Annotated in this window: 14 protein-coding genes; 3 read left to right on the forward strand and 11 right to left on the reverse strand. The window is 63.9% G+C overall.

What is annotated here, in order from left to right:
- Positions 1 to 3: 3 nt before the first annotated feature.
- The 6 genes from IVB13_RS36590 to IVB13_RS36615 form a co-directional block, all read right to left on the reverse strand.
- Positions 4 to 936, reverse strand: coding sequence for a lipid A biosynthesis lauroyl acyltransferase (locus IVB13_RS36590; protein ID WP_247492427.1), 933 nt, complete (start codon positions 934 to 936; stop codon positions 4 to 6).
- Positions 937 to 944: 8 nt separating this feature from the next.
- On the reverse strand, positions 945 to 2,222 hold the full coding sequence (locus IVB13_RS36595; protein ID WP_247492429.1) for a beta-ketoacyl-ACP synthase: 1,278 nt from the start codon (positions 2,220 to 2,222) through the stop codon (positions 945 to 947).
- Between the two features lie 99 nt (positions 2,223 to 2,321).
- Positions 2,322 to 3,527, reverse strand: a complete 1,206-nt coding sequence (locus IVB13_RS36600) for a beta-ketoacyl-ACP synthase (protein ID WP_018459332.1) — start codon at positions 3,525 to 3,527, stop codon at positions 2,322 to 2,324.
- The gene (locus IVB13_RS36605) at positions 3,524 to 3,994 is read right to left on the reverse strand and encodes a 3-hydroxyacyl-ACP dehydratase FabZ family protein (RefSeq protein ID WP_085352753.1); all 471 of its coding nucleotides are present in this window, start codon (positions 3,992 to 3,994) and stop codon (positions 3,524 to 3,526) included. The genes IVB13_RS36600 and IVB13_RS36605 overlap by 4 nt, the downstream gene beginning before the upstream one ends.
- A gap of 10 nt (positions 3,995 to 4,004) precedes the next feature.
- The gene (locus tag IVB13_RS36610; RefSeq protein ID WP_007592476.1) at positions 4,005 to 4,292 is read right to left on the reverse strand and encodes an acyl carrier protein; all 288 of its coding nucleotides are present in this window, start codon (positions 4,290 to 4,292) and stop codon (positions 4,005 to 4,007) included.
- Between the two features lie 248 nt (positions 4,293 to 4,540).
- Positions 4,541 to 4,882 (reverse strand): hypothetical protein, encoded by a 342-nt coding sequence (locus IVB13_RS36615; RefSeq protein ID WP_085352754.1) that lies wholly within the window; start codon positions 4,880 to 4,882, stop codon positions 4,541 to 4,543.
- 271 nt (positions 4,883 to 5,153) lie between these two features.
- Between IVB13_RS36615 and IVB13_RS36620 the strand changes: the two genes are divergently transcribed.
- A complete protein-coding gene (locus tag IVB13_RS36620) occupies positions 5,154 to 5,777 on the forward strand; it encodes a ParB-like protein (RefSeq protein ID WP_018459329.1) in 624 nt (207 codons plus the stop codon).
- A gap of 149 nt (positions 5,778 to 5,926) precedes the next feature.
- Positions 5,927 to 6,070, forward strand: coding sequence for a hypothetical protein (locus IVB13_RS36625; RefSeq protein WP_247398308.1), 144 nt, complete (start codon positions 5,927 to 5,929; stop codon positions 6,068 to 6,070).
- Between the two features lie 17 nt (positions 6,071 to 6,087).
- Here IVB13_RS36625 and IVB13_RS36630 read toward each other — a convergent pair whose 3' ends face one another.
- The 3 genes from IVB13_RS36630 to IVB13_RS36640 all read right to left on the reverse strand — a co-directional run bounded on the left by IVB13_RS36630 (position 6,088) and on the right by IVB13_RS36640 (position 9,649).
- The gene (locus tag IVB13_RS36630; protein ID WP_247398305.1) at positions 6,088 to 7,029 is read right to left on the reverse strand and encodes a hypothetical protein; all 942 of its coding nucleotides are present in this window, start codon (positions 7,027 to 7,029) and stop codon (positions 6,088 to 6,090) included.
- Positions 7,030 to 7,227: 198 nt separating this feature from the next.
- Positions 7,228 to 7,806 (reverse strand): peroxidase-related enzyme, encoded by a 579-nt coding sequence (locus IVB13_RS36635; RefSeq protein WP_247492431.1) that lies wholly within the window; start codon positions 7,804 to 7,806, stop codon positions 7,228 to 7,230.
- Positions 7,807 to 7,909: 103 nt separating this feature from the next.
- Positions 7,910 to 9,649, reverse strand: coding sequence for an ATP-binding protein (locus IVB13_RS36640; protein WP_247492433.1), 1,740 nt, complete (start codon positions 9,647 to 9,649; stop codon positions 7,910 to 7,912).
- Positions 9,650 to 10,086: 437 nt separating this feature from the next.
- Between IVB13_RS36640 and IVB13_RS36645 the strand changes: the two genes are divergently transcribed.
- Positions 10,087 to 11,049, forward strand: coding sequence for a catechol 2,3-dioxygenase (locus IVB13_RS36645; protein WP_085353038.1), 963 nt, complete (start codon positions 10,087 to 10,089; stop codon positions 11,047 to 11,049).
- 3 nt (positions 11,050 to 11,052) lie between these two features.
- Here the strand turns inward: IVB13_RS36645 and IVB13_RS36650 are convergent, their stop codons facing one another.
- A complete protein-coding gene (locus IVB13_RS36650) occupies positions 11,053 to 14,583 on the reverse strand; it encodes a molybdopterin cofactor-binding domain-containing protein (protein WP_247492434.1) in 3,531 nt (1,176 codons plus the stop codon).
- Positions 14,583 to 15,065 (reverse strand): (2Fe-2S)-binding protein, encoded by a 483-nt coding sequence (locus IVB13_RS36655; RefSeq protein ID WP_018459322.1) that lies wholly within the window; start codon positions 15,063 to 15,065, stop codon positions 14,583 to 14,585. Before IVB13_RS36655 ends, IVB13_RS36650 begins: the two co-directional genes overlap by 1 nt.
- Positions 15,066 to 15,277 lie beyond the last annotated feature (212 nt).

A 15,277-nucleotide genomic window follows, 5' to 3' on the forward strand; every position in this document is an offset into this window, starting at 1 on the left:
CCGCTACCGCCACCTTCGGTGCAGCCACAGCCACTGCTCCGGATGCTCGCGGACCCAGCCTTCCACCACGCTCGTGATCGCCTGCGTGGTGCCCTGGATGTCGATCTTGCCGTCGGCGTCGCGCACCGGGTGGACCTCTTCGGTGATCTCGGCGGTGAAGCGGCCGCCGGGCAGGCGGATGACGCGGACGCCGTGGATCGGGCATTCGACCTGTCGTAACAGGCGCGCCAGCATCGGATTGGCGGGGGTCTTGCGGCCGAAGAAGGTGACCTCGACTCCGCCGGTCAGATACTGGTCGATCAGCATCGCGACGTGCTTGCCGTCCTTGAGCGCCTGGGCAAGCCGCAGCGGCGCGTCGCGCCCCGCCGGGATCAGCGTGCCCATGTTGACCTGTCGCATCTCCTGGATGATGCGGTCGGCGGAGGCGATATTCGGGCGGCGGTAGAGGATCGCTGCATCGAGCCCGTGTGCGACCGCGGCGAGCGCCGGTAATTCCCAATTGGCCAAATGCGCGGCGAAGATCAACGCCGGCTTGCCGTCGTCGCGGATTTGATCGAACAGCTCGATGCTGCGGCTGGGCAGTTCGATCCGACTGTTTTCTGGATGATCGCGGTCGTAATCCCAGACCTGGTCCATATGGGCGAATTCGGCGCCGACGCGACCGAGATTGTCCCAGACGCCCATCAGGATGGCTTCGATTTCCTCGGGCGACTTGTCCGGAAACGCCGCGGTGAGATTGGCGCGGCCGATGCGGTGCTCGCGCAGGCGCGGGCCGATCAGTTTGGTGACGCGTGCGAAAAAGTCCGAGGTCTTGGCTGGATCGAAATAACGCGTGGTGCGCAACATGCCGACGGTGGCAGCGCCGATCAGCCCTCCACCGATCGACTTTGCCGTCTGCCGCGCGCGGGCCTTCGTCCTCGCCGGAAGCAGCGCCATGCGTCCGGTCAGGCCGGTTCGCGGGTCAGGATCAGCGAGGCGTTCTGGCCGCCGAAGCCGAACGAGTTCGACATCACCGCGGTGACGCGGGCATCGCGTGCCTTGTTGCCGACGACGTCGAACAGGATCGTGGGATCCGGATTGTCGTAGTTGATCGTCGGCGGGATACGCTGATGCTCCAGCGTCAGCAGCGAGAAGATCGCCTCGACCGCGCCCGCGGCCGAGATGGTGTGGCCGACCATCGACTTGTTGGAGGTGACCGGAATCTTCGAGACGAGCTCGCCGAACACGGCCGATGTCGTATTGTACTCCATCTTGTCGTTCTCGGGCGTCGCGGTGCCGTGCGCGTTGATGTGGTCGATCTGGTCGGGCGTCATGCCGGCATCGGCCAGCGTCTTGTTCATGCAGCCGATGATCGGCTTGCCGTCGGGCGAGGAGCGGGTGCGATGGAAGGAATCGGTGAGCTCGCCGCAGCCGGCGATTACGCCGAGTATTTTTGCGCCGCGCGCGGTGGCGGCTTCATAGCTTTCGAGCACCAGCGCACCGGCGCCTTCGGCCATGACAAAACCGTCGCGGTTCTTGGAGAAGGGACGGGAGGCCGCCTGCGGCGGGTCGTTCTGGGTCGAAAGCGCCGAGAGCAGCGAGAAGCGCACCAGCGCCTCCGGATTCACGGTGCCGTCGGTCGCCACGCACAGCGCGGCATCGGTCTCGCCGCGGCGGATCGCCTCGACGCCGAGCTGAATCGAGGTCGCGCCCGAAGCGCAGGCCGTCGACAACGAGATCGGCGAGCCCTTGGTGCCGAAGGTCTCGGCGAGGTAGGCCGCGACCGAACCGAACATGAAGCGGTGGTGATAGGGGCTGTACTTGCCGCCACCGGAGATGCGCAGCAGATCGTCGTAATTGAAGTCGGGTTTGCCGACGGCGCGGCCGAGTTCGCGGCGCTGCGGCCATTCGACTTCGACCGGTGCCACCGCAAGAAAGAGAGGACCCGGGAAATCCGCCTTGGTGCCGATCCCGGCCTGGTCCAGCGCTTCCTGCGTCACCAGTTCGGCCATCCGTTCGGACAGGCCGGTGGAGGAGAACGGATCGACGCTGACGAAATCCACCGTGCCGGCCATCGTGGTTTTGAGGCCGTCGACCGGAAAGCGCGTGATGGTGCGGATGCCGGATTCGCCGGCGACGAGCTTCGCCCAATTGTCGGTCTTGCCGTTGCCGAGCGAGGTCATGATGCCCATGCCGGTGACGACGACGACGGGACGCCCGAGTTTGTCGCGTGGTGCAGTCATGTCGATCCCCGCTTGAGCTGGAGCATGATCCGAAAAAGCGTGACGCGGTTTTCCGAGAAGATCATACCCAAACAATAACCTGCCAAAGCGTAACGCGCTTTAGCTTACTGCCTCGACCAGCGCCATGCCTTCGCCGCGCCAGTGTCCGGCCCCCACCACCACAATCTGGGTGGGCGCTCCCTGCATTTCAATCTCGGTGCCCGTGGAATCGTTCGGCGGAAACAGCGCGCCGCGAGAGATCGACAGCGCGGCGAGCGCGATGCCGAGCGGGAATTGCGTCTCCATGGTGTGGCCGAACATCGTGCCGGTCGAGCGCACCGGGAACTCGGCGTGGCCCTTCAGGAAGGCGCGCTCTTCTGATGTCGCAGGCTCCGCGCCGGTCGCGCCGGATATGATCGCGCCCTTGCCGTCGCGCTTCGGCAACTTTGCCCAAAGCTTCTCCAGCGTCGCGGCCATGTCGCCGGGGGTCTTACGACGGGCAAGGTCGGCAACGACGCTCGACAGCTTTGCGAATGGTTTTGCGCCGCGCGCTTCCGCATGGGCCTTCGATTCCAGCACCAGGAACGCGCCAGCCGAGCCGAGCGCGAAGCCGGCGTGGTCCTTGCGCGCCCACACGGGGGCGAACTTGTCCTTCAGATTGAAGTCGCCGAATTCGTAGAGGACCATCAGGTCCTTGCGCTCGCCATTGTGCGAGCCGCCGATCAGCGCGATGTCGCTCTCGCCGGAGGCGATGCGCGACAATGCAATGCGGGCGGCATCGGCGCCGGCAACCTCTTCACCCATGAAGGTGCGCGAGGTGCCGCCAATGCCGTGCACGATGGCGATGTTGCCGGCGAGCAGGTTGGAGAGCTGGGCCAGGAACAGCGTCGGCCTGAGATCGCTCATCAGCCGCTCATTGAGGAAGCCGGGCGCGTTGGCGCCCTTGGCCTCGGCCGTGAGCACGCCGGTGTCGACGTTGAGATCGCGTTCACCGCCGCCGGCGGCGACCACCATGTCGATCTTCGACAGGATGTCCTTGTTGCCCTTGATCCCGGCGGAGTCGAGCGCAAGCCCGGCCGCATAGGTGCCGATGCGCTGCCAGGCTTCCATCTGGCGCTGGTCGCCCTTCTTGGGGATCTGGCTGTCGAAGGTGACAGGCATCAGGGGGTGCACGATGTAGGGTGCAAAGCCCTTCTCGTCGACATTGATGCGCTTCTCCTGAAGCGCGGCCCAGTTGGCGTCCAGGCCCTCGCCGAGCGAGGTGGCCAGGCCAATGCCGGTGATCCAGACTTCCGTCTGGGCAGGCTTCGAAGCAGTCTCGGTCATGGCAATACGGCCTGTTGCGGAAAGCCGACGCGTTTGGCGACCGCGTCCATGTGGGCGCGCATATCCGCATGGGGAAAGGGAATCTGCGTGAAGGTCAGCGTCGAATTCGCGCGCAGCTTGCCGCCGACCTTGATCTTGGCTTCGGTCACGGCGTAGCCTGAGCCCTGATGGGCCAGGCTCGCCTCGATGCTCATGAGATCGCCGGGGAAGACCGAGCCGCGGACCTTGGCCTCCTTGACGGCAGCCAGGATCGGCATACGCTCGAATTTGAGCACGCCAAGCTGAAGCCAGCCCGAGGCCTGCGCCATCGATTCGATCAGGAGCACGCCGGGCATCAGGGGATAGCCCGGGAAGTGCCCTTCGAAGATGGTGCTCTCCATCGGGACCTGAGCCTCGACAACAATCGTCTTCGCGTCGACGTTGAGGTCGACGACGCGATCTATCATATGGAAGTATTCGAGTTGCATGACCGCGCGCTTAGGCGCTCGCGCCCTTGGCCGCAACCAGTTCGTCGATGCGGGCGCACAGGTTTTTCAGCACGAAATACTGCTCGGTGGTCGCTTTGCCGTCGTTAACCTCCTGAGTCCACTTTTCCAGCGGCAGCTTGATACCGAACTGCTTGTCGATCGCGAACGCGATGTCCAGGAAATCGAGGCTGTCGATGCCGAGGTCATCGATGGCATGGCTATCCGGCGTGATCGTGTCGCGCGGGATGTCGCAGGTTTCAGCGATGATCGTAGCGACCTGATCGAATGTGGAGGACATCACTAAGCCTTTGATATATTGCAGATGTTTGTCAGATTTTCCAGAGTGGAACGATGGGTGAGCATCGCGCCCGATGACGCCCTCAACCCCCCTCTGGCCGGGTCGAAAGCCCGTATATCGGAGCGCCGCCCTGAGTTCAATGGAGCCGGACGGGTGTGGGGACCGGGCTGGGGACGCCCCGGCTGAGCCGTTTCGGCCGAAGGAGCGCCAGCGGGCCTACCAGACGTCTTGCTTACCAGATGTCCTGCCTAGATGTGCGGCGTCGTGATCTTGACGCAGTCGCGGCGGCCCATCAGCACGCAATCCTGGGTCCGGCGCAGGTCGGCGATGCTCACCGCGAGCCAGATCCCGATCGCGGTCAGTGCGATGGTGAAGGCCAGCGCCGCGATATTGGCGAGCATGCGACGGCGGAAATCGTCCGGTTCGGTGCGGGGCTCCTCGTAGCGCGACAGGTCGAGCCGCTCGGGCGCGACGCGCAATTGCTGCACGCTAGCGTTTCCGCGGTGGGCCGTCGGGGAAGGCGAGGTGCGCGGCCTGAACTGGAGCACCCGGTGCTCGTCATCCGAGCTTATGGGCCGCTGGGTTGTCATGGTGCAGGGATCACTCCGAAGCAGCGATTTTTAGATAGCATACGTAGTGAACGCGTTGCAGAAAATTTTCTCAACGCGCACGTGCATTGCGCGTTCGCACTATCCTGCAGGACTGCGAACGAAGGACCGTGGAACCGGGGTCGTTCCGGGCCTGCAGAGGGTGCGATGCAATAATATCCACCGAGCCGAATGCATTTGCCGGCGCGGTGCCCATGACATAGTCCAGGGAACCTGACCACGCAGCTGCAACCATGTTAGGGGCCTTTCGACCATGACCAATACGCGCGAACCGAGAGTGCATCCGGTGTCGATCCTGTCGCTGCGGCCGACGCAGATGACGGTCGGGATGCGCGAGGTCAAGGAGAAGCGCAAGCGCTGGCGCGAGCACGACAAGAAGAAGCAGGCCGATCTGCTCGGCAAGCATATGATCCCCGTCGTGCACGGCCCCGACGAGCGCTATTACGTGATCGACCATCATCATCTCGGTCGCGCGCTGCACGACGAGGGCGTCAAGGAGGTGCTGGTCACCATTGTCGGCGACCTCAGGATGGTGGAGCGCGAAGCGTTCTGGGGCGTGATGGACAACAAGCGCTGGGTTTACCCCTACGACGCCAAGGGCGAACGGCGACCATTCCGCGATTTGCCCAAATCCGTCGTCGACCTCAAGGACGATCCCTTCCGGAGCCTTGCCGGCGAGCTGCGCCGCATGGGCGGCTTCGCCAAGGACACCACGCCGTTCTCCGAATTCCTGTGGGCCGACTATCTGCGTCGAAAGCTGTCGCGCAAGACTGTGGATGCCAATTTCGACAAGGCGCTCGAGAAGGCGATGTCCTCAGCCAAGAGCAAGGATGCGATCTATCTGCCCGGCTGGTGTGGGCCAGCGGAGGATGATTAGGCGCAACGCTCGCAGCAGCAGGCATGCGGCTCCGCAAACTGGATCTGATCACAGCCTCTTGAGTGAAACCATCTCCCGTCCGCGCGAAGCAGTGCTGAAACAAAGCCGTGCCACTTGTTGGAATTGTCGAGCTCACACAGGAGGCCGAAATGCGCTGTCTGGTTTTCGCCGTTGCCCTGCTCGTGGTCGCTTCAGCCGGGATCTCGGCGTCGTTTGCCGCAGTTCACCATGCCAAGACGTTGACTTTTTCCGAGCGCTTTGCCCCGGCGCTCGAGTTGATGGCGCAGCGCTAGGACAGGTTCACGCCAGTTCAACCAGCAGCGTCGCGATCGATTTTGCGCAACCGCACAAAGGCGGCCCAGGCCCGCGGATAATCCTTGTCCGCGGGATCAATCGTAAGTAGCGCGCGGCATGCTTCCTTGATCTCCTCGGGCGAAGGACGCTTGGCCGGAACCCCGGATGATTTGGCCTCCTCCCAGCGAGCCTCGATGCCTTTCGCAAACGCCAGGGCCTCGGCGCTCGTCCGCTTCTGCGCCGATTTCGCCAGCGGATGGTCCGAGGGGAAGTTCGGCCATGCAGCCGGCGGCTGATTGACACGCCACGTCAGTTCATCTGCTTGTCGCGCCTCCACGCCCGAACCTGAATGCTGTGCTGCTGGCGCCCATCCTGCCCCTGCCGAGGCTGGGGAACCCGATGAGCCGGCTGATCTCCGCGGGACCGCCGAACCTGGCGCGACCGCCGCTGTCTGTCCGGCCAGCTGGCCAAGCTGTTGTTCCATCGTTCCGCCGCTGGACTTGGGGATGACTTTTTCGATGGTCTTGATCATCGACAGCGCGCCTGGCGATATCAGCGTGTTCTGGTCGGCAATTTTGTCGTCGGCCGCGCCTGGGCAGGGCTTGTAAGCAGAGCGCTGCGACGTCATCCGGCCGTCGTCGTCGATACGGGCAAAATCGATCGAGACGGTGTAAACGAACGCGGCCTCGACATACTGCCTCTCCTTGTCCATCGCTTTTACGGAGCCGCATACGTATCTTGCCTGGTCTGCATCGATCGTTCGCAGGCCGTTGAAGTGAGCTGAATTCGGCGCAACGAGGACGCGTAAGACGGCAGCCCGCGCCTTGCCGTGCTCCGATTCGAACATGCTCCATATCTCGTTCGCGTTGATGATCTCCGGCTGATAGTTCCATGCGTATCCGGCCGCGAAGAATGTCGTGCCAATACAGGTCGCGATAACAAATGCCCGCACGTTCATGAGAAGCCCCCCAACAGGCACGGCTCATCCGCGTCTCCGGGGACGGAAACTGCGCAAGTTGTGCCAAGGCGTTTGTGCTAGTTGAGGGTGAGATTCTTAATTAAACGTGTGCGATTGCGAAAACACAGAGTTCCCGTCAAGCGGGAACTCATCCGCTGCATTGTGGCGATGCGTTCCTTCCGCGCTCGCGGCGGTCGGTCATTTCTTCGGCAGCCGTCCCATCAGATAGAATTCGTCGTTCGGCCGCATGCCGGTGAAATTCGCCAGCCGGTTCGACAGTGCGAAGAAGGCGGAGATTGCGGCGATGTCCCAGATGTCGTCGTCGCTGAAGCCATGCGGCGCGAGCGCAGTGAAATCGTCCTCGGAAATCCGCTGCGCATCGGCCGAGACCTTCATCGCGAAGTCGAGCATCGCCTTTTGCCGCGGCGTGATGTCGGCCTTGCGGTAGTTCGTGGCGATCTGGTCGGCGATCAGCGGGTTCTTGGCACGGATACGCAGGATCGCGCCATGCGCGATCACGCAATACTGGCACTGATTGGCTGCCGAGGTCGCGACCACGATCATCTCGCGTTCGGCTTTGCTGAGGCCGCCGTCCTTCTCCATCAGTGCGTCGTGGTAGGCGAAGAAGGAGCGGAACTCGTCCGGGCGGTAGGCCAGCGTCAAAAACACGTTCGGCACGAAGCCGCTCTTCTCCTGGACGGCGAGGAGACGCGTGCGGATGTCGTCAGGGAGCGCATCGAGGGCGGGAGCGGCGAAGCGTTGCACAGGCTTTGTCATGGGCATGGATTCCGGCTTGGGGCCGGCAACCTTAGTCGATGCGGGTGCCATGCTCAACGTGACGCCAGGCTCGCAATGCCGGCGCTGGAAAACAAGCGTCGCTTTACCGCAGCGGCTTCTTCAGCAGCGAGAAGCGATCCGGATTCAACCCCATCGACGGTTGCAGCATCGGGACTTCGATGCTGGAGAGCGTCTTCGCGGGCGGCGCCGAGAACACCGGATCGTTCGGCACGTCGCGCTGCGAGGTGGCACCGCGCCAGCGCTCGAGCACGGCGCCGACGAAATGCATGTCGTGACCGGAGGTGACGGAGGGCACGCTGCTGATGGTGGCTTCGCCGCGCGGCAATTGATGCGGCGGCACCTCCTTGAAGCGCAGCCGCGTCGGCAGCGCGACACCTTCGCCGAATGCCAGCACTTCTCGGGTGCCGAGCGAGGGCACGAACGAAAGCAGGTTCGCGGCCGCATCCGACACCGCGGCGCGCAGCAGCGCCTGGTCGCGCTCGTTGGCAAGGCGCATCGTGAACAGCGTGTTGCACTGGGAGATGATGGTGGCGTCGAGCTCGGCCGGACGCTGGGTGATGAGGCCGAGATAGACGCCGTATTTGCGGCCTTCCTTGGCGATGCGCGACACCGCCTTGCGGGTCGGCCCGAAGCCGACATTGCGATCGGCCGAGGCGTAGCGGTGAGCCTCCTCACAGACGAACAGCATCGGCGAAACGCCATCGCTCCACAAGCCGAAGTCGAAGGCCATGCGGCAGAGCACCGAGACGACGGAATCGATGACCTCGGCCGGGAAGCCGGCGAGCTGCATCACCGTCATCGGTTTGCCGTTGGCCGGCAGGCGGAACAGATGACTGATCACCTCGGCCATGGTGTCACCGCCGACATTGGCGTTGTCGAACATGAAGGCGTAGCGCGGGTCGTTGCGGACCGCCTCGATGCGGGAGATCAGCTTGTGATAGATGATGCGCGAGGAGCGGTTCTCGAGCTTGCCCATGCGCTCGTCGATCAGCGACATCAGATCGACCAGGCGATAGGGCACCGGAGTATCGACGGTGTAGCCGATCTGCTTGGGATCGATGCGCTTCAAGCCGATGCGATCGGCGTTCTGGTACTGGGTATAGACGCCCTTGGCGAGCGGGATGACCTCGGCGAGGACGTCGAGCTCCTCAGGCACGCCAGCGCGGCCGCCGAACAGCACGTCGACGATTTCCTCGAAATTGAACAGCCAGAACGGCAGTTTCAGATTGCGCGGGTTGAGCACCAGCGCGCGGTCGCCGAAGCAGCGGCCATATTCGTTGTGCACATCGAGCAGGAAGATGCGCAGGTTCGGGCGTGCCTTGAGGATCTCGTTGAGCAACAGCGACACACCGGTCGATTTGCCGACGCCGGTCGATCCCAGCACTGCAAAGTGCTTGGAGAGCATTTCCTCGATGTCGACATAGGCGACGACGGAGCTGTCCTGCTGAAGGAAGCCGACATTGATCTGGTCGGAACCGGTGGGCGCGTAGATCGTGCGCAGCTCCTGGCTCGTGATCAGGTCGACCGAATCGCCGATGGTCGGATAGTTGGTGACGCCGCGCTGGAATTTGGCCTTGCCGGTCGCGTTGAGGATTTCGCCCAGCAGGTCGACCGAGGCAATGGCGATCAAATTGTCGTTGCTCGAGAGGTTCTCGCAGGACACCTCGGTGATCATGGCGACGATGACCGAGCCGGCGCAGCGGATACTGACGAAGCGGCCGACGGTGGCCCGAACTTCCGAGACCGGCATCCGGCTTTCAGCCAGCAGCCCGACCCGGGCGAGCGATCCGCGAACCGAAATCACGCGTCCAAATGATGTCACAATGAATGAACCTGGCTAGAGCAACGGGTTGTCCGGACTATGCACGGCCGTCGCTGGACAAACGGTTAAGCGGCAGGCGCCGGCGCTTCGTTAAATCCGCGACAATTCAGGTGCGAGGATTGTTCCCAATACATACTCCCTGGCAGTAGCGGCGGAAAATGCTGCTTTTTCCCGGCCGACGGGTCCGAGAGTGCTTAAGAGAGATTTTACCATTCGGGCAGTCGGTCCGCGGTTCCGGGACGGGTTGGTCATCCTGGATGGTCCGTCATCCGTTCCGGGCGGCGATGTTTGATTTGTTGACGGGACCTAATCATTTGTACATTAGTACAAATAAACCGGCGGCCTTGTGCCGCCCACCGGCGCGTGAGTGGATTGCAGCCTGTGCCAGATCGCGGGATCCGGTCCAGCGGATCGCAAGCCACGTCTTGGAGGACACCATGCAGCCCGAACCGATCCTCGATCTCGCTCATCTCGGCCACATGGAGCTGTTGACACCCAAGCCGGACGAGAGCCTGAAATTCTTCGTCGACGTGATGGGCATGACCGTCAGCGGACAAAAGGGCGAGTCGGTCTATTTGCGCGGCTGGGACGATTACGAGCGCTATTCGCTCAAACTGACGGCGTCGAAGACATCGGGCATGGAGCACATGGCGTTACGTGCGCGCAGCCAGCAGGCGCTGGAGCGTCGCGTCGCGGCGCTGAAAGGGTCCGGCTTCGACATCGGCTGGATCGACGGCGACATGGGGCAGGGGCCGACCTTCCGCTGCCGCGATCCCGATGGACACATCGTCGAGCTCTACTACGAGACCGAATGGTATCAGGCGCCGCCCGAGCTGAAGCCCGCACTGAAGAACCAGGCGCAGCGCTTTCCCGCGCGCGGCGTCAATGTCCGCCGCCTCGATCACCTCAATTGCCTCGCCGTGGACATCAAGGCCAACCGGGAGTTCTTCGAGAATTATCTCGGCTGCCGCCTCACCGAGCAGATCGTGCTGAACGACGGCCGCGAAGCGGCGATGTGGCTGACGATGTCGAACAAGAGCTACGATTTCGCCTATTCGCTCGACCATTCCGGCACGGCCGGCCGCTTCCACCATGTCACTTACGCGCTCGACAGCCGCGAAGAGATTCTGCGCGCTGCTGACATCTTCCTGGAGAACGGCATCCACATCGAGACCGGCCCGCACAAGCACGCGATCCAGCAGACCTTCTTCCTCTATGTCTACGAGCCCGGCGGCAACCGCGTCGAAGTCGCCAATGCCGGCGCGCGCCTCATCCTCGCGCCCGACTGGAAGCCGATCGTGTGGACGGAAGACGAACGCAAGAAGGGGCAGGCGTGGGGCCTCAAGACGATCGAGTCGTTTCACACGCACGGCACGCCGCCGGTGCAGCACAAGAAGTAGCGCTCAGTTCGCGGCGGCTCTCACACGCGCAATCGTCTCCTTCACACCGATCCATGCTGGCCTGTCGGGTGCGAACTGCTTGCGCAGGAAGGTGACCAGCTCCTCGACCTGCGCATCGCTCATGCTGTTCTTGAAGGCCGGCATATAGCCGAGATTGCTCGACACCGGCTCGGCGATGCCGTGCAGGATGATTTGCACGAGATTGTCCGATGTGGCGCTGTGCAGGTTGCTGTTGAGGGCGAGCGAGGGGCGGCTGCCGAACAGCGCCAGGCCGCCGACCTCGTGGCAGACGGCGCAGGCGCCCTGATAGAGGCGCGCGCCGGTTGAGGACGCCATCGTGACTTGCGTTGAAGCTTCTAGCTTCAGAGCGATCGCATCCTGCGCTTTCCTATCGGTCGCGGTGTCATAGAACGAGTTGAGATAGACGGCCATGGCGCGGATGTCCTGATCGGGCAAGGCTGTGAGATCCCTGACAACAGGCGCCATCGGTCCGGCGGCGACGCCATGATACCGCGAGTGGCCCGTGCGCAAATAGGCGAACAGCTCGTCCTCGCTCCATGGGATCGGCGCGTGCGAGAGTGAGGTCAGCGGCGGCGCCTCCCAGCCCTCGGCAAAGCCGCCGGCGAGATAGGCGCCGCGCTGCTCGGCGCCGAGCGCGTTGCGCGGCGAATGGCAGGCGCTGCAATGGCCGAGGCCCTCGACCAGATAAGCGCCGCGATTCCAGACTTCGGACTTGGCAGGATCAGGTTTGAACTCGCGCGTCTGATGGAACAGCGCATTCCATCCGGCAAGTAGCGGGCGGAGATTGAACGGGAAGGCGAGCGTATTCGCCGGCTGCGTCGCGCGCACCGCAGGCTGTGCCATTAGATAGGCATAAAGCGCCTGCATGTCGGCATCGCCAGTCTTCGAAAAGTGCGTGTAGGGGAAGGCGGGATAGAGTTGCCGTCCGTCGCGATGCAGCCCGTCGCGCATCGCGCGCTCGAATGCGGGATAGGACCAGGCGCCGATGCCGGTCTCGACGTCGGGCGTGATGTTGGTCGCGTAGATCGTGCCGAACGGCGTCTCCAGCGCGCGGCCACCGGCGTTGAGCGCACCGCCGATCATGGTGTGGCACTCCGCGCAATTGCCGAGTGCGGCCAGTTGTTGCCCGCGCGCGATCGTCGCTGCGGAATAGACCGATGGGTCTGGCCGCGCGATCGGTGCGATGGCGCGGCTGGGCAAAACAGCCGCACCGATGCCAATCGCCGCGGTGCAGACGGCCGCGACCGTCGCGAAGATGCCGGCGCGTTTGGCGAATGGATTCTCCCAGATACGGGATGGTTGTGGCGCAGCGCGAGCGGGCAGCGCCTGCGGCGTGGCCGGCCCGCCGCTGTGCAATCCATTCAGGATGCGCTCGGGCGTGAACGGCGGCTCGCGAAATCGCACGCCGGTGGCATCGAAGATCGCGTTCGCAATCGCAGCCGCACTCGGGACCGAGGCGGATTCGCCGACGCCGAGCGGCGGCTGGTCCGGCCGCGGCAGCAACAACACGTCGATCTTGGGCACGTCAGGGAAGGGGATGATCGGATAGGCGCCCCATTCCCGCGCCGCGACTGCGCCGCGCTCGAACGAGACCTCCTCCATCAGTGCGCGGCTGGTTGACTGGATGACGTTGCCATGGATCTGGTGGCGCACACCGTCCGGGTTGATCATCAATCCGGAGTCCTGCCCAGCAACCACGCGCGTCACGCTGACCTCGCCGGTCGACTTGTTCACGGCAACGTCGGTGACCCAGGCCGACCAAGCCGCGCCATAGCCGGGGAATTTGCTGTGGACGTAGAGCGCATAGGCAAAGCCGCGCCCATGCACGATCTCGCCGTCTTTCTCTTCGCGCACCGGCCGCGGCGTCCAGCCCGCCCGCTCGGCGACCGCATGGACGAGATCGACCGCGCGCTGGTCCTTCAGGTAACGCAGGCGATATTCGATCGGATCGACGCCGGCCTCGGTTGCGGCCTCGTCGATATAGGATTCATGCGCAAAGGTGTTGGGCAGGGCCGAGACGCCGCGAAACCAGGACGCGCGCACGATCGGCGCCATGTCGTGGGCTACGACGCGCATGTGGCCGTAATCGTAAGGCGGGATCGCGGTGCGGTCGCCCATCTGGAGGACGTCCGGCCTCGGCGATATCCGTCCCGTCAGCAACAGCGCCAACGTCGGCGCGGCATTCGACGGATAGCGCGTAGCGAGATCGTAGGCAGCGACGTCGCCCGCCGCATCCAGGCCGCCATTGACGTCGATGAGCTGCGCGGCGCCTTTGGGCTCCCAGGCGTGTTCCTGCTCGCGCGTCAGCTGTACGCGCACGGGCCGGCCGACCGCGCGCGAGAGCAACAAAGCGTCCGCGGTGACATCGTCGGCGCAGTTGCGGCCGTAGCATCCGGCGGCCTCCAACCTGATGACCTCGATCTCGCTCTCGGGACGCTCGATCAGCAGTGACAGGTCTGCGCGCAGCACGTGCGGGTTCTGCGTGCCCGACCAGACACGGATGTTGCCGTCCTGGAAGTCGGCGACCGCGCAGGACGGGCCGATCGAGGCATGCATCTGATATGGCCAGACGTAAGTGCGCCGCATCGGCTTGGCCGCACCGGCAATGGCAGCATCGACGTCGCCCTTGTCGATCAGCGTGCGCGGCGTCGATGGATTGGCGCGCAGCGCGGTCTCGACGTCGGCGAGATCGGTCAGATCCGGCGTCGGTCGCCAGCTCACTGCAAGCTGCTCGGCCGCACGGATCGCGTTCTCCTCGCGCTCCGCGACGATTCCGACGAAATCGCCGATGCGTACGACGGCCATGATGCCGGGAATGTCGCGCACCGAGGATTCATCGACCGAAATCAGGCTGGTGCCGACGAACGGGCCGGCGTCGACGCCGGCATAGGGCGGGCGCACCACGCGGCCGTGCAGCATGCCCGGCACACGGATGTCGTGCACGAAGGTCAGCTCGCCCGTGGCCTTGGCGGGCAGGTCGACGCGTGGCATCGATTGGCCGACAATGGCGTAATCGCCGACCGGCTTGACGGCGACGTCGTCGGCAAGCTCGAGACGAATGGTCTCTCCGCCGATCAACTCGCCATAGCTGACGCTGCGATTGTCGTGCCCGCGCACGAGGCCGTCTTCGATCCTGAGATCGGCTGCCGGCAGCTCCAGGTGCTCGGCCGCACGTGCGATCAGGAAGTGACGCGCCTGCGCGGCGGCTTTGCGCAGGGGAACGGCAGTGATCTGAATGGTCTCGCTTGCGATCGTGGCGCCCTGGTTCGGCACCGTTGCGGTGTCGCCGAGCACCACGACGAGGCGGGCAAAGGAGACGTCGAGCTCTTCAGCCACGATCTGACCAAGCGCCGTGCGGATGCCGGTGCCGAGATCGACATGACCATTGTAGGCTGTGACCGAACCGTCCGCGGTGATGCGGACGAAGGTCTCGGATGTGCACTCGTCCACCGTGCGGACGACGACGAGCGAGCCGGATTGCAGCTCAGCTCCGTTCGGATGCGGGGAGGCCATCAATCACCGGCCTCGGCAAGCTGGCCAGACGCACGCATCACGGCGCGCAGGATTTCGATATGCGTTCCGCAGCGACAGAGATTGTAGCGCAGCGCCGCCAGCGCTTCCTGTTCGGTGGGCCGCGGGTTGATCGCAAGCAGCGCCTTGGTCGTCAGGATCATGCCGTTGAGGCAATAGCCGCATTGCGCCGCCTGCTCGTCGATGAAGGCCTGCTGCACCACATCCGGATTGTCGCGGGTACCGAGCCCTTCGAGCGTCACGATGTCGCGGCCGGCGCAGCCACTGATCGGAATGACGCAGGAGCGCGCCGCCGCGCCATCGATCAGGACAGTGCAGGTGCCGCATTCACCGAGGCCGCATCCGTATTTCGGACCGTTGAGCGCGAGATCGTTGCGCAGCACGTAGAGCAGCGGCGTGTCTCGCGCCGCAGTGATCTCGTGGATTCTGCCGTTCACGGTGATGCGGATCGGTGTCTGCGTCATCCTCGTTCCCAAGTCGAGTCGTTGAGCGCCGCGGCCAAGGCTTCGCGAATTCCAAGTCCGCGCAAAATCTACGTTGCGACGATACCGTTTGTACACAAACGTGCAAGCCGGACATGCCGCAGTGCAGCGCGAGTGCCTTCTTTGTGGACAGGGCGGATAGGCAAATGAGGTTTTATGCGGCAGGCGTATGTTTTGCGCCGCACCGCCGCTTG

Source organism: Bradyrhizobium sp. 17, assembly GCF_023073515.1.
GTDB lineage: Bacteria > Pseudomonadota > Alphaproteobacteria > Rhizobiales > Xanthobacteraceae > Bradyrhizobium > Bradyrhizobium canariense_D.